General features: G+C 71.9%; 21 protein-coding genes. 15 read left to right on the top strand and 6 right to left on the bottom strand.

Translation table 11 applies throughout. The features are described 5' to 3' along the window. Window positions 1-128 precede the first annotated feature (128 nt). Complete coding sequence (locus LX83_RS18550; RefSeq protein ID WP_253773033.1) at window positions 129-1,013, bottom strand: CoA transferase subunit A; 885 nt, start codon at window positions 1,011-1,013, stop codon at window positions 129-131. Between the two features lie 97 nt (window positions 1,014-1,110). Next, entirely contained in the window at window positions 1,111-2,457 is a 1,347-nt protein-coding gene (locus LX83_RS18545) for an FAD-dependent oxidoreductase (RefSeq protein ID WP_253773031.1), read from the bottom strand. Window positions 2,458-2,512: 55 nt separating this feature from the next. On the opposite strand from LX83_RS18545, the gene LX83_RS18540 reads away from it, so the two are divergent. Continuing rightward, entirely contained in the window at window positions 2,513-3,100 is a 588-nt protein-coding gene (locus LX83_RS18540) for a TetR/AcrR family transcriptional regulator (protein ID WP_253773029.1), read from the top strand. Window positions 3,101-3,133: 33 nt separating this feature from the next. On the opposite strand, the gene LX83_RS18535 is transcribed toward LX83_RS18540, so the two are convergent. Beyond that, a complete protein-coding gene (locus LX83_RS18535) occupies window positions 3,134-4,600 on the bottom strand; it encodes a serine hydrolase domain-containing protein (protein WP_253773027.1) in 1,467 nt (488 codons plus the stop codon). Window positions 4,601-4,665: 65 nt separating this feature from the next. Between LX83_RS18535 and LX83_RS38430 the strand changes: the two genes are divergently transcribed. The 4 genes from LX83_RS38430 (at window position 4,666) to LX83_RS18515 (ending at window position 8,073) form a co-directional block, all read left to right on the top strand. Then, window positions 4,666-5,397, top strand: coding sequence for a Clp protease N-terminal domain-containing protein (locus LX83_RS38430; protein ID WP_253773025.1), 732 nt, complete (start codon window positions 4,666-4,668; stop codon window positions 5,395-5,397). 582 nt (window positions 5,398-5,979) lie between these two features. After that, a complete protein-coding gene (locus LX83_RS18525) occupies window positions 5,980-6,282 on the top strand; it encodes a hypothetical protein (protein ID WP_253773023.1) in 303 nt (100 codons plus the stop codon). A 190-nt stretch (window positions 6,283-6,472) separates the two neighbouring features. After that, entirely contained in the window at window positions 6,473-6,853 is a 381-nt protein-coding gene (locus LX83_RS18520; RefSeq protein WP_253773021.1) for a hypothetical protein, read from the top strand. A gap of 68 nt (window positions 6,854-6,921) precedes the next feature. Further along, the gene (locus LX83_RS18515) at window positions 6,922-8,073 is read left to right on the top strand and encodes an epoxide hydrolase family protein (RefSeq protein WP_253773019.1); all 1,152 of its coding nucleotides are present in this window, start codon (window positions 6,922-6,924) and stop codon (window positions 8,071-8,073) included. Window positions 8,074-8,164: 91 nt separating this feature from the next. Here LX83_RS18515 and LX83_RS18510 read toward each other — a convergent pair whose 3' ends face one another. Beyond that, complete coding sequence (locus LX83_RS18510; protein WP_253773016.1) at window positions 8,165-8,707, bottom strand: MarR family winged helix-turn-helix transcriptional regulator; 543 nt, start codon at window positions 8,705-8,707, stop codon at window positions 8,165-8,167. 147 nt (window positions 8,708-8,854) lie between these two features. Here LX83_RS18510 and LX83_RS18505 point away from each other — a divergent pair, with 147 nt between their 5' ends. The 4 genes from LX83_RS18505 to LX83_RS18490 all read left to right on the top strand — a co-directional run bounded on the left by LX83_RS18505 (window position 8,855) and on the right by LX83_RS18490 (window position 13,603). Then, window positions 8,855-9,817, top strand: coding sequence for an MBL fold metallo-hydrolase (locus LX83_RS18505; protein WP_253773014.1), 963 nt, complete (start codon window positions 8,855-8,857; stop codon window positions 9,815-9,817). Between the two features lie 3 nt (window positions 9,818-9,820). Then, on the top strand, window positions 9,821-11,452 hold the full coding sequence (locus tag LX83_RS18500; RefSeq protein WP_253773012.1) for an FAD-dependent monooxygenase: 1,632 nt from the start codon (window positions 9,821-9,823) through the stop codon (window positions 11,450-11,452). Between the two features lie 34 nt (window positions 11,453-11,486). After that, window positions 11,487-12,683, top strand: coding sequence for a homogentisate 1,2-dioxygenase (locus tag LX83_RS18495; RefSeq protein WP_253773010.1), 1,197 nt, complete (start codon window positions 11,487-11,489; stop codon window positions 12,681-12,683). A gap of 500 nt (window positions 12,684-13,183) precedes the next feature. Further along, the gene (locus tag LX83_RS18490) at window positions 13,184-13,603 is read left to right on the top strand and encodes a hypothetical protein (protein WP_253773008.1); all 420 of its coding nucleotides are present in this window, start codon (window positions 13,184-13,186) and stop codon (window positions 13,601-13,603) included. A 70-nt stretch (window positions 13,604-13,673) separates the two neighbouring features. Here LX83_RS18490 and LX83_RS18485 read toward each other — a convergent pair whose 3' ends face one another. Next, window positions 13,674-14,051 carry a nucleotide pyrophosphohydrolase gene (locus tag LX83_RS18485; protein WP_253773006.1) on the bottom strand — a complete coding sequence of 126 codons (378 nt, stop codon included), beginning with the start codon at window positions 14,049-14,051 and terminating at the stop codon, window positions 13,674-13,676. 266 nt (window positions 14,052-14,317) lie between these two features. Here LX83_RS18485 and LX83_RS18480 point away from each other — a divergent pair, with 266 nt between their 5' ends. The 3 genes from LX83_RS18480 to LX83_RS18470 all read left to right on the top strand — a co-directional run bounded on the left by LX83_RS18480 (window position 14,318) and on the right by LX83_RS18470 (window position 17,336). After that, window positions 14,318-14,530: a hypothetical protein gene (locus tag LX83_RS18480; RefSeq protein ID WP_253773004.1), complete on the top strand. Its 213-nt coding sequence runs from the start codon at window positions 14,318-14,320 to the stop codon at window positions 14,528-14,530. A gap of 79 nt (window positions 14,531-14,609) precedes the next feature. Then, window positions 14,610-16,451 carry a serine/threonine-protein kinase gene (locus LX83_RS18475; protein ID WP_253773002.1) on the top strand — a complete coding sequence of 614 codons (1,842 nt, stop codon included), beginning with the start codon at window positions 14,610-14,612 and terminating at the stop codon, window positions 16,449-16,451. An 84-nt stretch (window positions 16,452-16,535) separates the two neighbouring features. After that, window positions 16,536-17,336 carry an FHA domain-containing protein gene (locus tag LX83_RS18470; RefSeq protein ID WP_253773000.1) on the top strand — a complete coding sequence of 267 codons (801 nt, stop codon included), beginning with the start codon at window positions 16,536-16,538 and terminating at the stop codon, window positions 17,334-17,336. 134 nt (window positions 17,337-17,470) lie between these two features. Here the strand turns inward: LX83_RS18470 and LX83_RS18465 are convergent, their stop codons facing one another. Beyond that, window positions 17,471-18,433 carry a hypothetical protein gene (locus tag LX83_RS18465; protein ID WP_253772998.1) on the bottom strand — a complete coding sequence of 321 codons (963 nt, stop codon included), beginning with the start codon at window positions 18,431-18,433 and terminating at the stop codon, window positions 17,471-17,473. 234 nt (window positions 18,434-18,667) lie between these two features. Between LX83_RS18465 and LX83_RS18460 the strand changes: the two genes are divergently transcribed. From LX83_RS18460 to LX83_RS18450, 3 genes are all read left to right on the top strand, one after another. Beyond that, the gene (locus tag LX83_RS18460) at window positions 18,668-19,567 is read left to right on the top strand and encodes a right-handed parallel beta-helix repeat-containing protein (protein WP_253772996.1); all 900 of its coding nucleotides are present in this window, start codon (window positions 18,668-18,670) and stop codon (window positions 19,565-19,567) included. A 44-nt stretch (window positions 19,568-19,611) separates the two neighbouring features. Continuing rightward, window positions 19,612-20,619, top strand: a complete 1,008-nt coding sequence (locus LX83_RS18455) for a right-handed parallel beta-helix repeat-containing protein (protein WP_253772994.1) — start codon at window positions 19,612-19,614, stop codon at window positions 20,617-20,619. 284 nt (window positions 20,620-20,903) lie between these two features. Next, window positions 20,904-22,739 (top strand): DNA/RNA helicase domain-containing protein, encoded by a 1,836-nt coding sequence (locus tag LX83_RS18450; RefSeq protein WP_407649611.1) that lies wholly within the window; start codon window positions 20,904-20,906, stop codon window positions 22,737-22,739. Window positions 22,740-22,743: the final 4 nt, after the last annotated feature.

The following is a 22,743-nucleotide window of genomic DNA, read 5'->3' as shown; positions in this document are numbered from 1 at the left end:
CGTCCAGGCCACAGTGGAGTTGGCGGTGGACTCAGCCGCGGCGGCCGCGCTGGCCGAGTCGGGCCGGGTGGCCGGCGTGGCTGGCGTGGCTGGCGTGGCCGGCGTGGCCGGGACGGAAGCGGACTGGCTCACGACGTGCTCCCCGCGTTGGTGGGTGTGGACGCGCCGGGCCCGCCACCGGCTGACACGGCCGGTTGCGGGCTGGCGGCTCCCGCGAACACGTGCTCGTCGAGCCAGCGGGTGAACGCGTCCCGGTCCCGGCTGATCGGGTCCCATGCCTGGTAGTAGTCGTTGTCGCGCTCGTAGTAGTCCTGCGCGTAGGACGGGTGGGCGCCGCGCGGCACCTCGGCCACCCTGGTCACCGCCCAGGTGGGCAGCACCACCGCGCCGGGGCGGGGCTCCAGCTCGGCCACCACCTCCTCGACCGTGACCAGGCTGCGCCTGGCCGCGAGCACGGCCTCCTTCTGCACGCCGGTGATGCCCCACATCTGCACGTTGCCGGCCCGATCGGCGCGCTGCGCGTGCACGATCGTCACGTCCGGGTTGAGCGCGGGCACGGCCACCAACTGCTCCCCGGTGAACGGGCAGGTGATCGGCTTGATGGTGGCGGTGTGCGCGGGCAGGTCGGTGCCCCGGTAGCCGCGCAGCACCGCGAACGGCAGGCCGGACGCGCCGGCCACGTACCGGTTGGCCATGCCGGCGTGGCTGTGCTCCTCCAGTTCCAGCGGCACCGGCCAGGCGTGCTGCACGGCATCGCGGAACCGGTGCAGCGAGCCGACCCCGGGGTTGCCACCCCAGGAGAAGATCAGCTTGCGTGCGCAGCCGGCGCCGATCATCTGGTCGTAGACGATGTCCGGGGTCATCCGCACCAGGGTGAGGTCCCGCCGGCGCTGGCGGATGATCTCCTGCCCAGCCGCCACCGGAATCAGGTGCGTGAAGCCCTCCAACGCCACCACATCACCGTCGTGGACCAGGTCCGCGACGGCGTCGGGCAACGAGACGATCTCAGCCACCGCGCGCTCCGTTCATATAGCGAACGAATGTTCTTATAGCGAACAACAGCGAACATAGCGCGGGCCCCAGCCGGGGTCAACCCGACGGGCGGTCCGGTCAGCCACCCGGCGTGGTCACCGCCAGCAGCGTCCGGGTGACCAGGTCGCGCAGGCCGGTGAACCGCCCGCTCAGGCTCATCCGGCCGACCCGCACCGACATGGCCGCGACCCGCTGACTGGGACCGCGCCGCCGGGCGTCGTAGGCCCGCAGGGCCGCACTGACATCGCTGGTCGCGGCCACGCACTCGCTCAGGGTGAGGCCGTCGAGCAGGGATTCGCACGCGCCCCGCCCGAGGTCGGGCGGCATGGCGTGCGCGGCATCGCCCAGCAGTGCCACGTTGCCCCGCACGTAGCTGGGCAGCGGCGGGTCCACGTGGTGCAGCGGGTGCCGCAGGATCTCGGCCGGGTCGAGCCGGTCCAGGAGGCGCGGGACCGGGTCGGGCCAGTCACCGAAGTGCTCCCGCAGTTCGGCGAGGTCACCGCGGGGCGGCAGGTACCCCTCGGGCCGGCGCAGCACCGCGTACCAGTTCACCCGACCCGCCCCGAGCGGGGTGTAGCCGAACTTCATGCCCGGATGCCAGATCTCCCCACCGCTGACCACGTCGGCCAGTCCCGGACCAGCCAGCCCCGGACCAGCCAGCGCAGAACCGCCCAGGCTGAAACCGCCCGGGCTGGTACCACGCGGACTCGCACCGCCCAGATCCGCACCGCCCAGATCCGGGCTGTCCAGGTCGGGGCTGTCCAGGTCAGGGCCGCCCAGGTCAGGGCTGACCAGGTCAGGGCTGACCAGGTCAGGGCTGACCAGGTCGGCGCTGCCCGGAGCCGGGCCGCCCAGCACCGGTGCGCGCGACCCCGCCTCGCGCGGCACCGGATCACCCGCAGCCGGGTCGATCAGCCCGCGCCACGCGACCAGGCCGCTGAACCGGAGGCTGTGGCGGGCGCCGAACACCTCGGAACGCACCCGGCTGTGGATGCCGTCCGCACCGATCACCAGGTCGAACTCGGACCGGGCCGCGTTCGGGTCGGTGACCGGCGCGGAGAAGCGCAGCACACCGTCGGGCAGGGCCCGGTGGAGCATGCCCAACAGGTCCGGCCGGCGCACCAGGTAGACCGCCTCGCCCTGGCGACGCTCCAGCCTCGCGGTGTCCACAGTGGCCACCTGGCGCCCGTCGGGCCGCAGGATCAGTTCCGGCCGCTGGCGCACGGCGTGCTCGCGCAGGGCGTCGCCGATGCCGAGCCGGTCCAGCGCGCGCAGCGCCGCCGGCCAGATGCCCAGTGCCGTGCCCGTGGTGGACAGACCGGCCGCGCGCTCCCGCACGCTCACCTGCCAGCCCGCCCGGCTCAGCCCGATGGCCGAGGCGAGGCCGGCGATGCCACCGCCCACGACAAGTGCTCGTTTTTCCATGCCAGCCAACGTACTACATCTGTAGTAGCACTGGCTGGCACGGTAGGGTCGGCGCGTGGAAACTCGGCAGGACCAGGCACTGGACGCGGCCATCCGGGTACTCGGCACCCGAGGCAGCAGGCAGCTCACCCACCGGGCGGTGGACGCGGAGGCCGGCCTACCGCTCGGCTCCACCTCGAACTACTTCCGCACCCGGGAGGCACTGGTGGCCGGCGTGCTGGACCGGATCAGCCAGCAGGAGCACAACACCTGGCACCGGTTGGCCCAGGAGTTGACCGAGGTCGACCTGGAGGGCTTCACCCAGGCGGTGGGCCGCCTGCTGCACCGGCTGGCCGGCCCGCAGCGCACCCTCACCCTGGCCAGGCAGGCGATCTTCGTGGAGGCCACGGTCCACCCCGAACTGCGCGAGCTGGTGCGGACCAAGCGGGACGAACTGCAGTCCTGGGGCGCGGAGTGGCTGCGCCGACTGGGCTCGACCGAACCGGTCCGGCACTTCTGGACGCTGATGGCGCTGCTCGACGGCCTGCTCGCCCACCAGTACATCGTGCCCGACCCGGGCTTCGACCCCACCCCTGCCGTTCGCGAACTGCTCCGCGGCATGCTGTCCACATCCACATCCACATCCACATCGGACAGTCCGTAGTGGACGAAGCCGCGGCCCGGGGACGGCCAGCGGTCAGGACAGGCCGGGGATGTGCCGGCCGAACCCGGGCACGCCGAGCTGCCTGGCGACCAGTTCGCGCTGCGAGTCGGGGATCTCCCGCCGGATGAGTTCCGCGTTGGCGGTGAACACGTCACCGGTGATGTGCCCCTCGCGCAGCGCGTCCTGGAACGCGGTTGGGTCCCACGGCGTGCCCGACGCCACGACCGCGGTCTGGGCGATCCGGGCGATCTCGGCCTCGGTAGGACGGGTGGTGATGCCCAGGCGCGTGGTCAGCCGGTCACCGACCAGCAGACCGGCCAGGTAGCTCTGGGCCGACGCCGCGTCCCGCGGCGGCCGGGGGTCCTGGCCGTTGACCCAGGCGGTGACCACGCGCAGCGCCAGTCGGCCAGCCAGGTGGCTGGGCCGGTCCGAGCTGCCCAGATCGCCCATGTCCCACTGGTTGACGTTGGCGGTCACGCAGACCCGGTGGTGCGGCCAGGCGCGGGACACGTTGTGCCAGCCCCACATGTACTCGCCACCGTGGCCGAAGTAGCCCTGCGGGGTTCCGTGGTCGAACACCGACCACACCAGTCCGATGGCCGCGCTCGGGTCGGGCCCGCGCCCGGCCTGCGGCGTGATCATCCGCGCGACCGTCTCCGGCCGCAGCACCCGCGCACCACCCAGCGCACCGCCGCCGGTCATGGCCAGCAGGAACCGGGCGTGGTCGGACGGGGTGGTCAGCGCGGTGCCCGCCGGGTAGTCCCCCACGTAGATCTGGGGCAGCCGGAAGTGGAAGCCGCCGAGCGTGGCGTAGCCGGTCGACCGGCGGGTGTAGATGTCAGCGGGCACGTGGTCGGGGTGCTGGGCCGGCGGGAAGCAGGTCGAGGTCATGCCCAGCGGCGTGAACACGTGCCGGCGCACCCACTCGGAGAACGACACCCGGTCCGGGTTGAGCAGTTCGACCAGGTAGCCGACGAGCGCGATGCCCACGTTGCTGTACTGGTAGTGGGCGCCGACCTGGGTAGCCCAGAACGGCAGCACCGACCCGCCGTAGGCGTCGCTGCGGGCCTCGCGGAAGACTCGCCGCAGGTGTTCGCCCAGTGGCGCGGGCGGCGTGCGCGAGCAGTTGCCGAAGTTCGTGCCCAGGCCGCTGCGGTGGATCAGCAGGTCGCGCAGGGTGATCTCGCGGGCGCCGAGCGGGTTGACCACCCGCAGGTCGGCGTCCAGGTAGTCGTTGACCGGGTCGTCCAGACCGATCAGGCCGCGCTCGACCAGCTGCATGGCGGCCACGGCGGTGTAGGGCTTGCAGTCCGATCCGGTCGGCCCGACCGCGTCGGTGGTCATCGGCCGGCCGCTCGCCAGGTCGGCGACCCCGTATCCGCCGGCCCACACCACCTCCTCGCCGACGCCCACCGCGATCGACAGGCCGGGCGCGCCGGTGAGCTTGAGGATCTCCGGCACGAGCGCGTTCAGGGCATCCAAACAGGAAGAAACATCCATGCGTCAAGTTATTCCTTGACGAGTGCTTAACTGTCAAGTCTTTCCTTGACGGCCACACTGGAGTGGTGCCAGAGCTTCCCGACCTCGCCGACCTGATCGCCGTGGTGGACAGCCGTGCCGGGTCCGGCAGCGCCCTCGACCGGGTCAGCGTCGCCGAGACCCTGGTGACCGAACTGAACCGGCTCGGCGACCGCCTGCTCGGGTACTGCATCGAGCAGGCCCGCGCCCAGGGCCACTCGTGGTCGGACATCGGCACGCACCTCGGCGTCAGCCGGCAGGCCGCGCAGCAGCGCTACGGTCCGCGCTGGGCCAGCCTGACCCTGGCCGACCTGGCCCAGGCCGGGGCGTTCCCCCGGCTGACCGCGCGCACCAGGACCGCGCTGGAGCGGGCCGAGCAGCACGTGCGCCGTCTGCGCCACGACAGCCTGGGCACCGAGCACCTGCTGCTGGCCATCCTCGACGACGAGCAGACCCTGGCGGCCCGGGCACTGCACGCGCTGGGCGTCGCCGCGGCCGACCTGCGCGCCGCCGTGGAGCAGCGCGTGCCCGCGGGAGACACACCCGCGCCAGCGGCCATCCCGGTCGGCGCGTCGGCCCGCCGCGGCCTGGACGCGGCCCTGAGCGAGGCGCTCGAACTCGGGCACAACTACATCGGCACCGAACACCTGCTGCTCGGCCTGTTGCACGACACCCGGGGCCCAGCGAGCCGCGCCCTGGCCGAGCAGGGCGTGGGGCTGGACGCCGTCCGCTCCGCGATCAAGGACCTGATCAGCGAGTACCTGCGCACCCGCGAGTGAGGCCCGGGCACGCCGTGGCGGCACCGGCGCGCGTGCCGGCCGGCGGGCTCGGTGGTGGCGGCGGCTCGATGGCGGCGACCCGGGGTTTCTCCGGCGTGAGCGGCTAGCACAGCTTTCGCGCCACCCGCCAAGATTCACCCGATCGGGACGGCAGTTGTCCACAACTGCCCAGGTTGTCCACAGCTGCCTCGGCAACCGTTCTTTCCGCGGGGTGGGGTGGGTAGGCTGGTCCAGGGGTCGCCCCCCTGGGAGGGCGGGGGCTGCTCGCCATGAGGTTCGCGCCACGGGGCAGCGGGCCGAGCGCGACGCGGGCGGTGATCCGCATCGCGTGGTGGAGGAGATCGCGGCGCGGACGAGTCGATCGACCACCACCGGGTTGACCACAGTCCTCAATGGACCAACCTGCGGTCGCCCGCGGTCGCCCTTCGCGAGCATGACGCGTACGTCCTTTTCGGACACTCCAGCCCTCCCGCTCCACCAGAACCGAACTCCCCCGCCCGTAGGCGGACACCCGGGCTTGACCTCCACCATGGTCGAGGTTTTAGCGTGGGTACCGGTGACGACGGGAACGGAGGACATGCCATGAAGGTGTTGGTGCTGGGCCGCAAGCAGGAGAAGCTGAACGGCGTGCTGGAGGTGCTGCGCGCCGAGGGGTTCGACGGGGTTGGCGTGACCACCGACGAGGAGGCGCTCGCCCTGCTGGACAGGGGCGACATCGGCGCGGTGATCATCGGCGGTGGGGTGGGGCCGGAGGCCAGGGGTGCGCTCAAGCAACTCGCGGGTGAGCGCGACACCACCGTGATCGAGGGGAACCTCGCCGACCGCGACACACCCGACGCGGTCGCGGACTACGTGCGTGATCAGTTACTGCCTCGGTTGCGGTAGCACCGGGCGGCGCGGGCCGAACGGCCGGGGCCGGGCCACCGGCCCCTGGCCTCCTGGGCCGCACCACCAGCCGCGCCACCGGCCGGCGCCCCGGTCGCGCCCACTGTCCGCGTGACACGGCGTCCCCCACACGGTCATCGCCCGCGTTTGGGCGCGCGCCGGACTGGGCCGCGCACTACGTTGCGGACCTGTGGTGAGGTACATCTGCTACGAGTGGCAGGGCCGACCCAAGGACGCGCACGACGCCGCCCGCCGCGACCGGGCCGCCCCGGTCCCACCACTGCTGATCCAGGAGTGGCAGCACAAGCCCGGCCAGCTGCGCGCCGGGGCGCACGAGGACGTCGGCTCGGCCCTGGCCTGGCTGCGCGTTCGGGTGGCGCACCACCTGCCGACGCTGCTGCCCGGCCACCGGGAGGCCCATCCCGGCTGGGACGCGCAGGCGCGGTACGCCCACCACGTGCTGACCTGCTCCGGCGCCTACCTCTGGGGCAGGTACTCCCGCGACCTGTCCCTGATCGAGCTGGCCGTCATCACCGATCCCTATCGGGGGCCGGTGTACCGGCTGCTGTGACCCCGCGGACAGCGGAACCCGTTGTCCGCAGGACAGGAGCTGACCTCGATCCCACCTACCGTCGGCGCGTGGACGACACAGCGATCACGCCCTACCGCATCGACATGCCGCAGCCGGCACTGGACGACCTGGCCCGCCGGCTGGAGCACACCCGCTGGCCGGACGAGCCGGCCGGCATCGACGGGAGCTACGGCATTCCCGTCAGCTGCGTGCGCGAGCTGACCGAGTACTGGCGCACCCGCTACGACTGGCGCGCGCAGGAGCGCAAGCTCAACGCGCTGCCGCAGTTCACCACCGAGATCGACGGCCACACCGTCCACTTCGCACACATCCGCTCGCCGGAACCGGACGCGCTGCCGCTGGTGCTCACCCACGGCTGGCCAGGGTCCATTGTGGAGTTCTTGGACGTGGTCGGTCCGCTGGCCGATCCACGCGCCCACGGCGGTGATCCGGCGGACGCGTTCCACGTGGTGCTGCCGTCCGGTCCGGGCTTTCCGCTGTCCGGCCCGACCCGGCGGACCGGCTGGTCGTGCGCCCGGGTGGCCGGGGCGTGGGCCGAGCTGATGCGCCGGCTCGGCTACTCCCGCTACGGCGCGCACGGCGGTGACTTCGGTTCGCTGATCTCCCGGGAACTGGGTCGGCTCAACCCGGAACACGTCACCGGCGTGCACCTCACGTCGCTGTTCTCCGCCAGTGCCACCGCGGACAACGCCGACTTCTCCGTGCCGGCGGAGAAGCTCAGCGTGGAGAAGGGATACCGGTACGAGTACGAACTCGGCGGCTACGCCGCGATCCAGGGCACCAAGCCGCAGCTGATCGCCTACGGGCTCACCGACTCGCCCGTCGCCCAGTTGGCCTGGATCGCCGACGTGTTCCAGGTGGACTCGGCCTCGACCGGGACACCCGCGTTCGTCACCGACCGGGACCGGCTGCTCACCAACGTGATGCTGTACTGGCTCACCGGCACGGCCGGTTCGTCGGCCCGCTACTACAAGGAGGGCGTGGAAACCTGGGGTGAGCCGGAACCGCCGTCGCCGGTGCCGACCGCGGTCGCGGTGTTCCCGCACGACCTCGCCGTGCCGATCCGCCGGCTGGCCGAGCGGGACAACAACATCGTGCGGTGGACCGAGTTCGACCGGGGCGGGCACTTCCCCGCGCTGGAGGAACCCGACCTGCTCGTGGCCGACCTGCGGGCGTTCTTCCGCGACCACCGCGGCTGAGCTGACCGGAGCCGCCGGCTCGGCGACCAACCGGAGCCGCCGGCTCGGCCACCAGATCCCGCCCGGCGTCGGCTGCTGCGCAGGCTGGCGTTCAGCTGCGCCGCCTGGCGGCGATCCGGGCCGAGCCGGCCATCAGCTTGCCCAGCAACCCGATCAGGGTGACCACTTCGGACTCGCTGAGCACGCCGACCCAGTCCTGCTCGCGCGCGTTGTGCGCCGCGAACGCGTCGGCGATGGCGACGCGGCCCACCTCGGTCAGTGCCAACTGGACCGACCTGCGGTCGTGTGCGACCTGGCGGCGGCACACCAGTCCCTCCCGCTCCAAGGTCTTGACCAGCGCGGACACCGCCGCCCGGCTCATGCCGGTCAGCTCGGCCACCCGCTTGGCCTCGGCGGGGCCGGCCAGCCACAGCACGAACAGCAGGCGGAATCCCGGCCAGGTCAGGCCGCGGGGCCGGTGCACCGAGGACTCCAGGTCGTAGACCAGTGCGCTGGTGGCCCGGTGCAGGGTGAGCACGAAACGCATGGCCAGCGCGTCGATGTCCGGCAGTTCGCGGGCCGTCCTGGCCACCGCGTAGTCCACGAACGACAGGTAGTCGAGCTGCTCGCGGTCGTCACCTGGTTCGCCGCTCATGCGCCCCAGCGTAGGCCTGTCCGATAATCGAACGCTCTGCTCGGGAATTTCCGGAAAGTGGGCGCCAGCGCTTTTCCTGTTCTGTGATCTGAATTACCCTCGACGGGAGGGATTAGTCAAAGCTTTGACTAGTGGAGGCGGTCGGAGATGGGCCAGAAACCCTTTGCCTCGTCCGCGGATCTCGCCGCCAAGGAGCAGACCCTGGAGGTGCTCGCCGACGGGGTGTACGCACTCACCGCCGAGGGTGACCCCAACGTCGGCGCCATCGAGGGCGAGGACTTCCTCGTCTGCTTCGAGGCGCTGGCCACGCCGGTGGCGGCCCGCCAGTGGTTGGCCACGCTGCGCCAGCACACCGACAAGCCCGTGCGCTACCTGGTGCTCAGCCACTACCACGCGGTGCGCGTGCTCGGCGCGAGCGCGTTCGACGCCGACGTGGTCATCGCCCACGAGCGGACCAGGGCGCTGATCGCCGAGCGCGGCCGGCAGGACTGGGAGTCGGAACTGGCCCGGATGCCCCGGCTGTTCCGGGAGCCGGCGTCCATCCCCGGCCTGACCTGGCCAACGCTCACCTTCGACGCCCAGCTCAGCATCGACCTCGGCGGCGACCGGGGCGAGTTGGTGCTGCGCCACCCGGGCCGCGGCCACACCGAGGGCGACCTCGTGGCCTGGCTGCCCCGTCAGCGGGTCCTGTTCGCCGGTGACCTGGTGGAGGCGCAGGCCGCCCTGTACACCGGGGACGCCTTCCACCGCGACTGGTCCACCACCACCCTGGACCGCCTGGCCGCCCTGGACGCGCGGGTGCTGGTCGGCGGGCGCGGGCCGGTGGTGCGCGGCCGGGACGAGGTCGCCGCCGCGGTCGAGCAGACCCGGCACTTCCTCACCGTGCTGCTGCGCGAGGTGGACGCGGTGCGGCGGCGGGGCGGCGGCCTGCGCGACGCGTTCCAGGCCAGCCACGCCGCGCTGGTGGACCGCTACGGCGGTTGGCCGATCTTCGAGCACTGCCTGCCCTTTGACGTGGCCCGCGCCTGGGACGAGCTGTCCGGCGTGGAGCGCCCGGCCATCTGGACCGCGCAGCGCGACCGCGAGGTCTGGGACCGGTTGCAGGGGTGAGGCGTGCGCGCTGAGGACCCGCCGGTGGCCGTGATCGGCAACGGCCCGGTCGGGCAGACCGCCGCGCTGCTGCTGGCCCGCTGGGGCGTGCCGGTCGTGCTGCTCGACCAGCGGCCCCGACGTGCGGCGGCCGGCTCCCGGTCGATCTGCCAGCAGCGGGACGTGCTGGACGTGTGGGAGGCGGTCGGGGTCGGCCGGCGCATCGCCGAGGAGGGCGTCACCTGGACCACCGCCCGCACCTTCCACCGCGACCGGGAGCTGTTCGCCCTCACCCTGCCCGACCCGGGCAGCTCGCCCTTCCCGCCCTTCGTCAACATCTCCCAGACCCGCACCGAGCAGATCCTGGACGAGGCCGTCACGGCCCAGCCGCTGATCACGGTGTGCTGGGACCACCGGGTCACCGACATCACCCAGCACGCCGACGCCGTCACCCTGACCTGCGCCAGCGCGTCCGGCGCCACCCGGCGGCTGCGCGCCAGCCACGCGGTGGCCTGCGCGGGCGCGCACGGCACGGACGTGCGGCGGCTGCTCGGCGTCGACTTCGCCGGACACTCCTTCGCCGAGAAGTTCCTGATCTGCGACATCCGCGCCCACCTGCCCGGCTGGCGCGCCGAACGCCGGTTCTACTTTGACCCGGCGTTCAACCCGGGGCGGCAGGTGCTGATCCACCCGTGCCCCGACGCCACCTTCCGGATCGACTGGCAGGTGCCCGACGACTGCGACCTGGCCGCCGAGGCCGCCTCCGGCGTGCTGGACCAGCGGATCAGGGCCATCATCGGGCAGCGTGACTACGAGATCGTGTGGCGGACGGTCTACCGGTTCCACGCCCGCGTGGTGGACCGCATGCGGGTGGGCCGGGTGCTGCTGGCCGGCGACTGCGCCCACCTGGTCGCCCCGTTCGGCGCCCGAGGGCTGAACTCGGGCGTGGCCGACGCGGAGAACCTCGCCTGGAAGCTGGCCTTCGCCCGCGCCGGCTGGGCCGGCGAGTCCCTTGTGGACAGCTACCACGCGGAGCGGCACGCTGCGGCACTGGAGAACCTCGACGTCACCGGCGCCACCATGCGCTTCCTGGTGCCCCACACCGAGGCCGAGCGGCAGCACCGGCAGCGCGTGCTGGCCCGCGCCCACACCGACCCGAGTGCGTGGTCCGAAGTGGACTCCGGCCGGCTGGCCGAGCCGTTCTGGTACGTGGACTCGCCGCTGACCACGCCCGATCCCACCCGCCCGTTCGCCGGTCGGCCGCCCCGCGCGAGCGCGCCCCCAGCCGGCCCGGGCATCCTGGTGCCCGACGCCCCGGTCCGCCGCACCCCCACCGCCCCACCGACCCGGCTGCGCCAGCTGGCCAGGGCGGGGCTGTTGCTGCTCACCACCGCCGGCGTCGACCCGGCCGGGATCGCCCGCGTCGCGGCCAGCGCCACCGAGGCACCGGTGCGGGCGCACGCGCTCGCCGACCTCGACCACACCGGCGCGCTGACCACCGCACTGGCGGCCCGGCCAGGCGAGGTCTGGCTGATCCGGCCGGACGCGCACATCGCCGCGGTGCTCCCCGACCCCGCCGCCGACACCCTGGTCGCGGCGGTCCGGCGCGCGCTCGGCGCGGCCACGAGCGGCGCCGCGCGCACCGACACCGGTTGACCAACCGCTACCAGCAAGGAAGGGAACGATCGCGATGGCCTACTACCGATCGGTGGGTGCGGTCCCACCGAAGCGGCACACCCAGCACCGCCGGCCCGACGGCGGGCTGTACTACGAGGAGCTGATGGGTGAGGAGGGCTTCGCCGCGGACTCGTCCCTGCTCTACCACCGCAACATCCCATCGGCCATTGTGGACGCCCGCGACTGGGAACTGCCCGACCTGCGCACCGAGGCCAACCACCCGCTGCGGCCCCGCCACCTCAAGCTGCACGAGCTGTTCCCCGGGGAGGACTGGAAGCGGGAGGACGTGGTCACCGGCCGGCGCCTGGTGCTGGGCAACGGGGACGTGCGGATCTCCTACGTGGTGGCGGGCGAGGCGTCGCCGCTGTACCGCAACGGCCTCGGCGACGAGTGCGTGTACGTGGAGGCGGGCGAGGCACTGGTGGAGACCGTGTTCGGGGTGCTCCGCGCGCGCCAGGGCGACTACGTGATCCTGCCAAGGGCCACCACGCACCGCTGGGTCCCGCAGGGCGAGCAACCGCTGCGCGCGTACTGCATCGAGGCCAACAGCCACATCACCCCGGCCAGGCGCTACCTGTCCAAGTACGGCCAACTGCTGGAGCACGCCCCGTACTGCGAACGCGACCTGCACGGTCCCGCCGAACCGCTGCTGGTCGAGGGCACCGACGTGGACGTGCTGGTCAAGCACCGGGGCCGGGACGGTGTGGTGGGCACCTGCTACACCTACCCGACGCACCCGTTCGACGTGGTCGGCTGGGACGGCTGCCTGTACCCGTACACGTTCAACATCAGCGACTTCGAGCCGATCACCGGCCGGGTGCACCAGCCGCCGCCCGTGCACCAGGTCTTCGAGGGCGCCAACTTCGTCATCTGCAACTTCGTGCCGCGCAAGGTCGACTACCACCCGCTGTCCATCCCGGTGCCCTACTACCACTCCAATGTGGACTCCGACGAGGTGATGTTCTACTGCGGCGGCAACTACGAGGCGCGCAAGGGATCGGGCATCGGGCAGGGCTCGATCTCGCTGCACCCGGGTGGGCACTCACACGGGCCGCAGCCCGGCGCCTACGAGCGCAGCATCGGCGTGGAGTTCTTCGACGAGCTGGCGGTCATGGTCGACACCTTCCGCCCGCTGGAACTCGGCGAGGGCGGCCGCGCGTGTGAGGACGGCGGCTACGCCTGGACCTGGGCCGGTCGGGGCCCGGCCTGACCCTCCGGTCAGCACCGGTTGACGCGAAAGCGCCGCTCCGGCGGCGCTTTCGCCGCGTTCGGCCGACCCGATTTTCGGAAAAACGGCCGCACGAACATCCCCTGCTTGGCTAAGGTGAGCGGTGGGGGTGATCGAGATGTTCGATCAGATGACAGACAGCGGCCGGAACCGGCACCAGCCCGGCTTACCACTGTGACGACAGCCACGGCGAATAACACGACACTGGGGATTTCCTACCGCCTGAAGCGCCGTCCGCGACAGGCATAACCGCAGCTCACACCGTGTCCACCAGGGCCAGGTACCCCGAATCCGGCCACCGTGGGCACATTCCCGGTCGAGCGGCACATTCCTAAATCCGGAAGATCAAAGGCGCATATGCGCAAACCGGCGTGAATCATTACCCGCCGCCGTGTTCGCGCGCGCTCATTTTTCTGGGGTGACCGGATTGGCAGGTGCCCACCGGCCGGCCACGTGCGACGTAGACAGAGTCAGGAGAGAACGTGACGAGCCAGTTGCGCATTGCCGCGCCCGAACCCACCGGCCCCGACCCGACGGCGCCGACCGACCAGGCGGACCAGGCAGGCCAGGCGGACCAGGCAGGCCAGCCGGGCCAGGCAGGTCAGCCGGGCCAGGTGGACCAGCCGGGCCAGGTGGACCAGGCAGGTCAGGTGGACCAGGCAGGCCAGCCGGTCGACAGCCGTCCGGAGCCGGTGGCCGCGTACACCGCCCCGACCGGGCAGGACACGACCCCACCGGTCGAGCCGGTCTGCGTGCAGTGCCACCACAACCCCTTCCAACCCGACCTCGACCAGCCGACCACCCCGGTCCCGGACGACAACGCCGGCCACGCGGCCGACGGCGCCGCGCCCGATGCCGGGACCTGCCAGCCCGACGACGAGGCCGAACTGCTGACGTGGTGACCGTCCCGGCCGGACAACGGGGTGGTGCGGGCGCACCCGTGCACCGAGCCCGCACCACCCCGCCCGTGCCTCAGCCGGTGCCGCCGGTGTCGCCGTTGTCGGCCGGGTCGGCGGCCTCGGGCCGCGCGGCCGGCTCGGGCGGGAACCGCACCTCGTTGCGGTCGATCTTGGCGTGCGCCTCGGCCAGCAGGTCCAGCCCGCACGCGTCAGCGAACTTCACCAGGTAGAGCAGCACGTCCGCGACCTCGTCGGCCACCCGGTCGCGCAGCGGCCCGCTGGCCAGCCCGGCGCGGACCTCCTCGTCGGTCAGCCACTGGAGTTCGGACACCAGCTCACCGACCTCGCCGGTCAGCGCCAGCGCCAGGTTCCGCGGCGTGTGCCACGGCTCCCACTGCCGGGCCGCCGCGAAGTCCGCCAGTCTGACCCGCAACTCTTCGAACTCACCCATGCCGCGAACCCTATGCCGCCAGCCCCACGCCACCAGTCCGGCGCCACCGCCACCGGCCCGGTCGGCAGGCCGCGCACCCGCGGCGGGGACAGCGGCCCGCCCCTCCCGCCGACGGAGTAATCAGAACCGCCGTTCAGCGGACGAAGTAATACCAGGGCACTGAGCCGTCCGGCCCAGTATCGGGCACTCGACCTCCCTGACCAGGCGGTCCACCCGCCCCGGTCGAACGCCCGCCGCCCCGGCTTCGTCACGAGAGGTGGCCCCTGTTGCTGGAAGACGTACTCCACCACGTACTGGACCACTGCGGCAGCGCGAACCACCGGCACCTGGAACACCCCCGGGCACAGCTGCCGGACGCGGACTGGATCACCCGCGCCCTCACCACGCGACCACCGGTTCCCTGCGTGCAGTGCCACAGCGAGCAGCACCCGGCCAGCGCCAGGCGCACGCACACCCGGGCAACGGGCCCCACCGGCTGAGCCGAATGCTCTAGGGTCGACCCACGACGATCGCCGGGGCGACGTCCCCGGCCGGGTGGGGATCCGAGGAGGGGACGACGTGCGTCCCGGCGAGTTGGTCAAGGACCGCTACCGGCTCATCGAGAAGGTCGGTTCCGGCGGCAGCGGCGTGGTCTGGCACGCGTTCGACGAGCGGTTGGGGCGTGACGTCGCGCTCAAACACGTCCTGACCCCGGCGGACCAGGACGACATCGCCGAACAGGGCAACGTGCTGCGCCACGAGTCCACGCACCTGGCGACGATCAACCACCCCAACGTGATCACCGTGTTCGACACCGTGTTCGAGGCCGGCGTGTGGTGGTTGGTCATGGAATACGCGCCCGGGTCGGACCTGACCGCCGAGCGCGAACTGTCCGTCGAGGCGATCGCGCGCTACGGCGCGCAGCTGGCCAGCGGGCTGGCCGCGGTGCACGCCAAGAACATCGTGCACCGCGACATCAAGCCCGCCAACGTGGTGATCACCGCTGACGACCGCGCCAAGCTGACCGACTTCGGCATCTCCCGCCGCATCCACGGCGACGTGACCGCGGTGACCAACGGCGCCTTCCTGGTCGGCACTCCCGGGTACATGGCTCCCGAGGTGGCCAACGGGGCGGCACCCGATCCGGCCGCTGACGTCTTCTCGCTGGGGGCCACGCTGTTCCGGGTGCTGGAGGGCGTGACCCCGTTCGGTCCCGCTGACGACCAGGGGCTGGTCTGGCGCAACACCCTCACCGGCCGCGTCGCCGAACCGACCGGGGACACGCCGCTCGCGCCGGTGCTCACCGAGCTGCTGCGCGTCCCGCCCGAGCTGCGGCCCACCGCGGCGCGGGCGCGTGAACTGCTCGACGCCGTGGCCACCGGCACCCGCGCCGCCACCAGCACCACTCCCACCACCGGCAACGCCGCCGCACCCGCCACCGGGCACTCCACACCCCGCTCCTGGCGGCGGGCCCGCCGGCCGGTCCTGACCGCGGGCGCGCTCGTGACCGTCGGCCTGCTGGCCATCGCGCTGTGGCGGTTCGACCCGTTCGGCTGGGCGAGCGGCACCGACCGATCGGAGCACCTGTCCGTCGTCGGTGACCCCCGCACGGCCGACCCCTGTGCCCTGACCGACGCCGCGGCGCTCAGCCGGTTCGGTGCCGCGCAGCGGGACCCCGAGTACGGCAACTTCGACCGGTGCGACGTCCTCGTCCAGTCCGGCGACAGCGAGGTCGACGTCAGGGTGGAACTGCGCACGCCGGACAGCGACGAGACCGCGCCCGGTCCGGTGCAGACCGTGGGCCGGGTCGGTGTCGTGCGCGATCCGCTCAACGGCGAGTCGTGCGAGCGGACCCTGCTGCTCGCCGACGGCAACCACGTCCAGGTCCTCGCGCGACAGCTCGGCGAAGGCCCGGCCGACCTGTGCGCCATGGCGGACAGCGCCACCGACAGCGCGGTCGCCAAGCTCGCCCAGGGCCAGTCGATCCCACCGCGGCCCGGCATGCCCGCGGCGTCGCTGATCAACGCCGACGCGTGCGCGCTGCTGGACAACGAGGGGTTGTCCCGGTTTCCCGGTGTTGACGCCACCGACCCCGACCCGGGGTTCGCCAACTGGTCCTGCCGCTGGCACAGCACCACCAGCGCGGCCGACCTGCTCGTCCGGTTCGACCGGCACCCGCCGCTGACCGCCGCCGACGGCCGCCCGGTCGAACTGGCCGGGCACCGCGCGTTCGTCGAACCTGACGGCTACGGCCCGGACACCTGCCAGGTCAGCGTGCCGCACCGGGAGTACGTCGGGGAGATCTCGGACAGGGCGGAACTGCTGCTGGTCGTGGTGTCCGGGCCGCAGCCAGCCGACCAGCTCTGCCAGCTCGCCACCAGCCTGGCCGAGCCGGCAGCGGCCAACCTGCCGCCGCGCTGACGCCCGCCACGCGCCGGGACCGGTCCCGTCCCACCCTGGCAGGCTGCCTGACCAGCGAAACCGGCCTTGCCGCGAGGAGGTCACATGTGCGAGAACCTGCCACTGCCCGGCGGCCAACGGCTGTGGCCCGGCCACCCCAGCCTCGCGCACGGTGTGCCGGCGTCGACCGCGCCGGGCACGATCTACGCGCTCAGCGTCGCCGGCGGCGTCACCACCGGGCCCCGCGAGGGCCAGGCCATCCTGTTCGGCCGCAACCGGCCCGAAGTGCACCTCTGCCTCGGCGAGAACGACCGGGAGGTCAGCCGCCAGCACGGTCAGCTGATCCACTACCGCCGGCAGTGGTGGGTGAGCACGTGGGGCCGCAAGCCGTTGCGGCTGCCCGATTCCCGGCTGCTGTACGTGGACGACGACCCCGTTCCGCTCGCCGAGGGGTACACGCAGTTGTTCGTGCGCGGTTCCGGCAGGCGGGAACACCTGCTCGAACTGTTCGTCGCCGGCCCCGAACCCCGGACCGCCGTGCGGCCGGGCGAGCCCACCTGGCCGCGCAGGGTCTGGCGGCTGGACGTCGCGGAACGGCTCGCCCTGACCGCCCTTGCCGAGCGCTACCTGCGGCACGAGCGCTACGCCCAGCCGTTGACCTGGGCCGGCACCGCCAAGCAGCTGGCCAGGCTGCAACCCGAGACCGGCTGGGACGACAAGAAGGTCGAACGGCTGGTCGCGCAGGTGCGCGCCAGGCTGAGCGCGCAGGGCGTCGCCGGCCTCACCCGGGAGGAGATCGGTGAGCCGATCGGCAACATGCTGAACCACAACCTGATCCAGGAACTGCTGCAGAGCAGCACGCTCACCCCGGCCGACCTGTGCCTGCTCGACCACGCCGAGGACTGAACCGACCGCGCCGGGGCTGAACCGACCGGGCCGAGGACTGGGCCGACCGGGCCGAGGACTGAGCCGACCGCGTCGACACGGCACCGGCTCCCGGCGCGCCGGCCCAGCCCGTGCTCCGGGCAGCGCCGGCCACCTCAGAACGGTGGCACCACGCTGCTCTCGGCGTTGCCGGATGTTGTCTCGGCCAGGCTGATCTCCCAGTCCGATGACTGGTCAAAGGGCTCGTCGAACTTCTCGAACGCGCAGTCCCTGGTGAACCCGCGCCGCTCGGCGTCCCAGTCGGTACCGGACTTCAGGTACACCTGGTAGGTGCCGGCGATCCGGTTCACCCGGGCTGTGGAGTTGGCCCGCACGTAGACCATGACCTGGGGTTCGGACGGGTTCCCCCCGGTCACCACGGAGATGGTGTGGTCGGCGCCGGTGTTGTTGTCGATCTCCAGCTCGCCGTTCCCGCCCTTGCCGGTCCGCTGGATGATCTGCCCGTTGTCCGCCCGGCGGCTGGGCAGGGCCGGCGCGGCCGGTTCCGGGGGCAGCACCCCGTCGAGGGTCAGGCCCAGCGCCGCCAGCCCCTGCCGCGCGTTGTCCAGCGACCCGGAGTTCAGCGCCAGGTAGATCGCGTGCTTGACGTCGTAGAGCTGGCTCTCCAGCGGCGGCGGCAGCCCGCAGGAGTTCGGTTCCGCCGCCCCGAGCGCGCTGCCCTCCTGCTTCAGTTCCTGGCCGAAGTCCAGTGCCCACAGCAGGTCGCGGTGGGCGTCCGCGGCCTCGGCGGGCGGCCGGACCGCGGACAGCTCCTCGTACTGGTCGGCAAGCAGGTCGGCGAGCGTGGCCCGCGCGGTGACCAGGTCGGGCTCGGAACCCGCGCCGAGCACCTGGTCCACCGCCGGCCGCACCGCCTGCGCCAGCGCGGTCAGCCGGGCCTGGTACTCGTCGTGGCTGAGCACGGGGGCCGCACTGGTCACCGTTGTCGCGCTGGCGCCGGTGGGTTCGAGCGCGGAACCGGTGCTGGCACACCCGGCCACGCCGAGCACCACCACGGCAGGAGTCAGCAGCCGCGTCACCACCCTGCTGACGAGAACGCTGTTGTCGGTACGTCGCACGGGTCCAGCACCTCCCGAATCGCCCCCAGCGATCGACGGCAACCGCGGCAACAGCCGGGTACGCCGGCTCCCCCACCGCCGATCCGCGTCCCATCTTCGCAGTCCCCACCGACAAAAACGGGGGTTTCACGGTCATTGCCCGCGCCCGTGGCACCGCTGCGGGGACCGGTCCTGCCGCCGCGCCCCTACGGTTCCCAACCCAGTCACCAGAAACCGCCAACACCAAGGAGCACCATGGGAATCCAACGGCACGTCGTGATCGGGGCAGCGCTGGTCGCCGCCGCGGGCACGGCCCTGTCCGGCGCCGCACCAGCCGCGGCCACGGCAGCGGGAACGACCGGCGGTGGGCTGACGTGCACCAGGCACTCGGCCACCCAGCAGCTGGCCGAGGCGGCCCAGCCGGGCGACGTGGTGTGCGTCGCCGACCTGCGCGCCGACCGGCGCCTGACCATCACCAGGGGCGGCACCCCGGACCAGCCCATCACCTACGCCGGCAACGGATCAGCCGTCGGGGGCATCACCATCGCGGCGGACAACGTGATCGTGGACGGCTACGTCGTGGACCGGCCGGCCGCCCCCGGCATCAGCATGACCGGCGACAACATCACCGTGCGCAACAACAGGGTCAGCGACCCGCGCGGTGGTGACGGCGACGGGCTGCGGTTCTTCGGCACCCACCTCAAGATCCTGCACAACACCATCAGCGGCACCAGCAACCGGCACGGCCACGCCGACTGCATGCAGACCTTCGCCAGTGACACGCCGCCCAGTCAGCACGTGCTGATCGAGGGCAACCGCTGCGAGCGGATCGACAACATGTGCCTGATGGCCGAGGGGCCCAACGACGGCGAGGGCGACGGCCGCGGCCACACGTCGGACTTCACCATCAGGAACAACTTCTGCGAAACCCTGGTGGCGGCGCAGAACCTCATGTTCGAGGACGTGCAGGACTGCGTCATCGAGGGCAACGAGTTCGCCGGCGACCCGGTCAAGGCGATCGGCCTGGCCATCGGCTCGACCGGTGCGCACGTCGGCGACGACAACGTCATGGGCCCGCGGATCCGCTACCTGGTGGGCATCGACGACTCGTCCCGCCGCGGTTACGTCGGTCCCAAACCCGGTGGGCCGGCTTGAAAATCTGTCACCATGTACCTCCCAACTTCGTGAGGAGGGCACCTGTGATCCGTGCGTCACGTCCCACCGTCCTGGCCACGACCGGCATCGCGCTGGCCGTGGTCGCCGGCGCCACCGGGGTGGCGGCCGCAGCGCCCGGCACCGCGGCCGTCATCTCGGTCAGCACGGCCGACGAACTCGTCGAGGCACTGGCCGACGCCGAGCCCGGCGACACCATCAAGCTGGCGTCCGGCGAGTACGAGGGCAAGTTCGTGGCCACCGCCAAGGGGACGGCCAAGGCACCGATCACCCTGACCGGAAGCGCGGACGCCGTGCTGACCAACACCAGCTACGGCCTGCACCTCGACGGCGCGGCGCACTGGAAGCTCACCGGGTTCACCGTGCGCCAGGCCAAGAAGGGCATCGTGCTCGACAACTCCAACCACGTGGTCATCGACAAGGTGACCGTGTCCGAGATCGACGAGGAGGGCGTGCACTTCCGGCGCGCCAGTTCGGACAACATCATCCGGAACTCCCGCATCACCAACACCGGACTGGTCAAGCCGGAGTACGGCGAGGGCGTCTACCTGGGTTCGGCAAAGAGCAACTGGGACTCCTACGGTGAGGACGGCGGCCCCGACCGCAGCGACCGCAACCAGGTGCTGAACAACAGGATCGGCCCGGGTGTCGCCGCCGAGGCGGTGGACATCAAGGAAGGCACCGTGGACGGTGTCGTCAGGGGCAACACCTTCGACGGGGACGGCATCGCCGGCGAGAACTCCGCGGACTCCTGGATCGACGCCAAGGGCAACGACTACCTGATCGAGGGCAACACCGGCACGTTCAGCGGTGACGGCGCCCTGCTCGACGGCTACCAGACGCACAGCCCGCTGGACGGCTACGGCTGCGGCAACACCTTCCGCGCCAACGACTCCGACCTGGGCGGCGCCGACGGTTACGCGATCAACGTGACCAACCAGTCCAAGTGCGACGACGAGCCCAACGTGGTGTACGACGACAACACGGTCACCGGCGCCGGCAAGGGCCTGACCAACATCGACACCACCAGCTGATCCGCACCAGCAGCACACACCGGCGGACCCGAGCCGGCCACCACCGGCCGGGTCCGCCCCGCCGCGCTCAGCCGAATCCGGATATTCCGCCAACCGCGCCGTGATCGCCCGCTATTCTCTTCCCTTGCGGCCCGACGGGCACCGAGCGTGACGTCAACCGACACCTCGTCGCTGCCCCCACCCGCACGTGTGTTCCACGTGCCCAAGTGGGGGAAGAAGTGCCTCTTGTCCGGCAGAGCGCCGCCCATCTGCTCTCCGAGGCCCAGGCTGGCAGGCTACACACCGTGCTCGCGGAGCAAGCGCGGATCAGCTACGAGGCCCGGGTCAGCCAGGGTGAGGTGCGGTCGTGGCAGCACAGCCTGCCCGCCCTGCTCACCGATGTGTGCGAGGCCGGACTGGGGCACGTCGAGGTGCTGCTCGAACACAAGCTCCCGCACAGCCCGAAGCGCGTGGACGTGGTGCTGTGCGGCGTTGATCCGCGCCGCGGTGAACCCAGTTACGTGCTGGTCGAACTCAAGCAGTGGTCCAAGGCCGAGCCGCACGACGGTGAGGAAGAACTGGTTCAGGTCCCTCACTACGCAGAGCCGGTGCTGCACCCGGTCGAGCAGGTGCGGCGGTACTGCGAGTACCTGGTGGACGCCACGCCGGCACTGGCCGACAACCCCGGATCCGTGCACGGCCTCGCCTACCTGCACAACGCGAACCGCGACGGCGTCTGGCGCATCCAGCAGTACCGGATGGACGAGTTCGGCCAGTTGTACACAATGGACAACAGGGCCGAGCTGATCAGCCGATTACGGGCACTGCTCAACACCGACGCGGCCACCCGGGACGCCGCCCGCGGCGCGGCGGACAGCTTCCTCAGCCTGCGCCACGCGCCGTCCAAGCCCCTGCTGAACGCTGCGGCCAAGGAGATCCAGCACCGCGAGCAGTTCGTGCTGCTGGACGAGCAGCAGGTGGCGTACCGCCTGGTGATGCGGGCGGTGGAACGGGCGCGCGCGTCCCGGGTGCAGACCGCGGTCGTCGTGCTCGGCGGACCGGGGTCGGGCAAGAGCGTCATCGCGCTGAGCCTGCTGGGCGAGTTGGCCAGGCAGGGCCGCACCGCCTACCACGCCACCGGGTCGAGCGCGTTCACCAGCACCATGCGCAAGCACGCCGGCCGGCGGGACCGACGCGTGCAGGCGATGTTCAAGTACTTCAACAACTTCATGGACGCCGAGCCGCTCGGGCTCGACGTGCTCATCTGCGACGAGGCACACCGGATCAGGGAGACCAGCGTCAACCGGTTCACCTCCGGTGCCGCTCGCGCCCGGGCACGCCGCCAGGTCGAGGAGCTGATCGACGCCGCCCGCGTCCCGGTGTTCCTGCTGGACGAGAACCAGATCGTGCGACCGGGCGAGATGGGGTCGCTGGCCGAGATCAGGGCGGCGGCGGAGGCGGCCGGCTGCCGGGTCGAGGTGGTGCACCTGGGCGGGCAGTTCCGGTGTGGCGGCTCCGAGTTCTACGACGCCTGGGTGGCCCGGCTGCTCGGCATCAGCCGACAGCGGGCGCTGCCCTGGTCCACCCTGGTGACCAGGCAGGACGACGAGTTCGTGGTGCGCAGCGCCGAGTCCCCGGCTGAGCTGGAGGCCTGGTTGTTGGCCCAGCAGCGGGCACACGAGGGCAGCACGGCCAGGATCGCGGCCGGCTACTGCTGGCCGTGGAGCGACCCGGAAACCCGCGACGGCGTCAAGACCCTGGTGGACGACGTGCGCATCGGCGACTGGACGCGGCCGTGGAACGCCAAGCCGGGCAAACGGGTGCCGGACGCGCCGGAATCGCTGTACTGGGCCAGTGACGAACGCGGCTTCGGCCAGGTCGGGTGCGTCTACACGGCACAGGGCTTCGAGTACGACTGGGCCGGGGTGATCTTCGGCAACGACTTCGTCCGCCGGGATGGCGAGTGGGTGGCCCGGCGGGAGCACTCCAAGGACCCGTACGTCCGCAAGGCGGACCCGGTGCACTTCGACGCGCTGATCCGCAACACCTACAAGGTGCTGCTCACCCGGGGCATGCGCGGGGTGGTCGTCCACTCGGTGGATCCGGAGACCCAGGACTACCTGCGTGCCATGGCCGGCTGACGGG

The organism is Goodfellowiella coeruleoviolacea (genome assembly GCF_024171785.1).
Taxonomy (GTDB): domain Bacteria; phylum Actinomycetota; class Actinomycetes; order Mycobacteriales; family Pseudonocardiaceae; genus Goodfellowiella; species Goodfellowiella coeruleoviolacea.
Note: the sequence above shows the minus strand (reverse complement) of the source record. Positions and strands in the feature narration are given on the sequence as shown.

Bases quoted from the DNA above. Each gene is read 5' to 3' on its own strand.
- LX83_RS18545 (WP_253773031.1), bottom strand. From the start codon at position 2,457: ATGGAAAAACGAGCACTTGTCGTGGGCGGTGGCATCGCCGGCCTCGCC.
- LX83_RS18535 (WP_253773027.1), bottom strand. From the start codon at position 4,600: ATGGATGTTTCTTCCTGTTTGGATGCCCTGAACGCGCTCGTGCCGGAG.
- LX83_RS18525 (WP_253773023.1), top strand. From the start codon at position 5,980: ATGAAGGTGTTGGTGCTGGGCCGCAAGCAGGAGAAGCTGAACGGCGTG.
- LX83_RS18510 (WP_253773016.1), bottom strand. From the start codon at position 8,707: ATGAGCGGCGAACCAGGTGACGACCGCGAGCAGCTCGACTACCTGTCG.
- LX83_RS18505 (WP_253773014.1), top strand. From the start codon at position 8,855: ATGGGCCAGAAACCCTTTGCCTCGTCCGCGGATCTCGCCGCCAAGGAG.
- LX83_RS18495 (WP_253773010.1), top strand. From the start codon at position 11,487: ATGGCCTACTACCGATCGGTGGGTGCGGTCCCACCGAAGCGGCACACC.
- LX83_RS18485 (WP_253773006.1), bottom strand. From the start codon at position 14,051: ATGGGTGAGTTCGAAGAGTTGCGGGTCAGACTGGCGGACTTCGCGGCG.
- LX83_RS18470 (WP_253773000.1), top strand. From the start codon at position 16,536: ATGTGCGAGAACCTGCCACTGCCCGGCGGCCAACGGCTGTGGCCCGGC.
- LX83_RS18460 (WP_253772996.1), top strand. From the start codon at position 18,668: ATGGGAATCCAACGGCACGTCGTGATCGGGGCAGCGCTGGTCGCCGCC.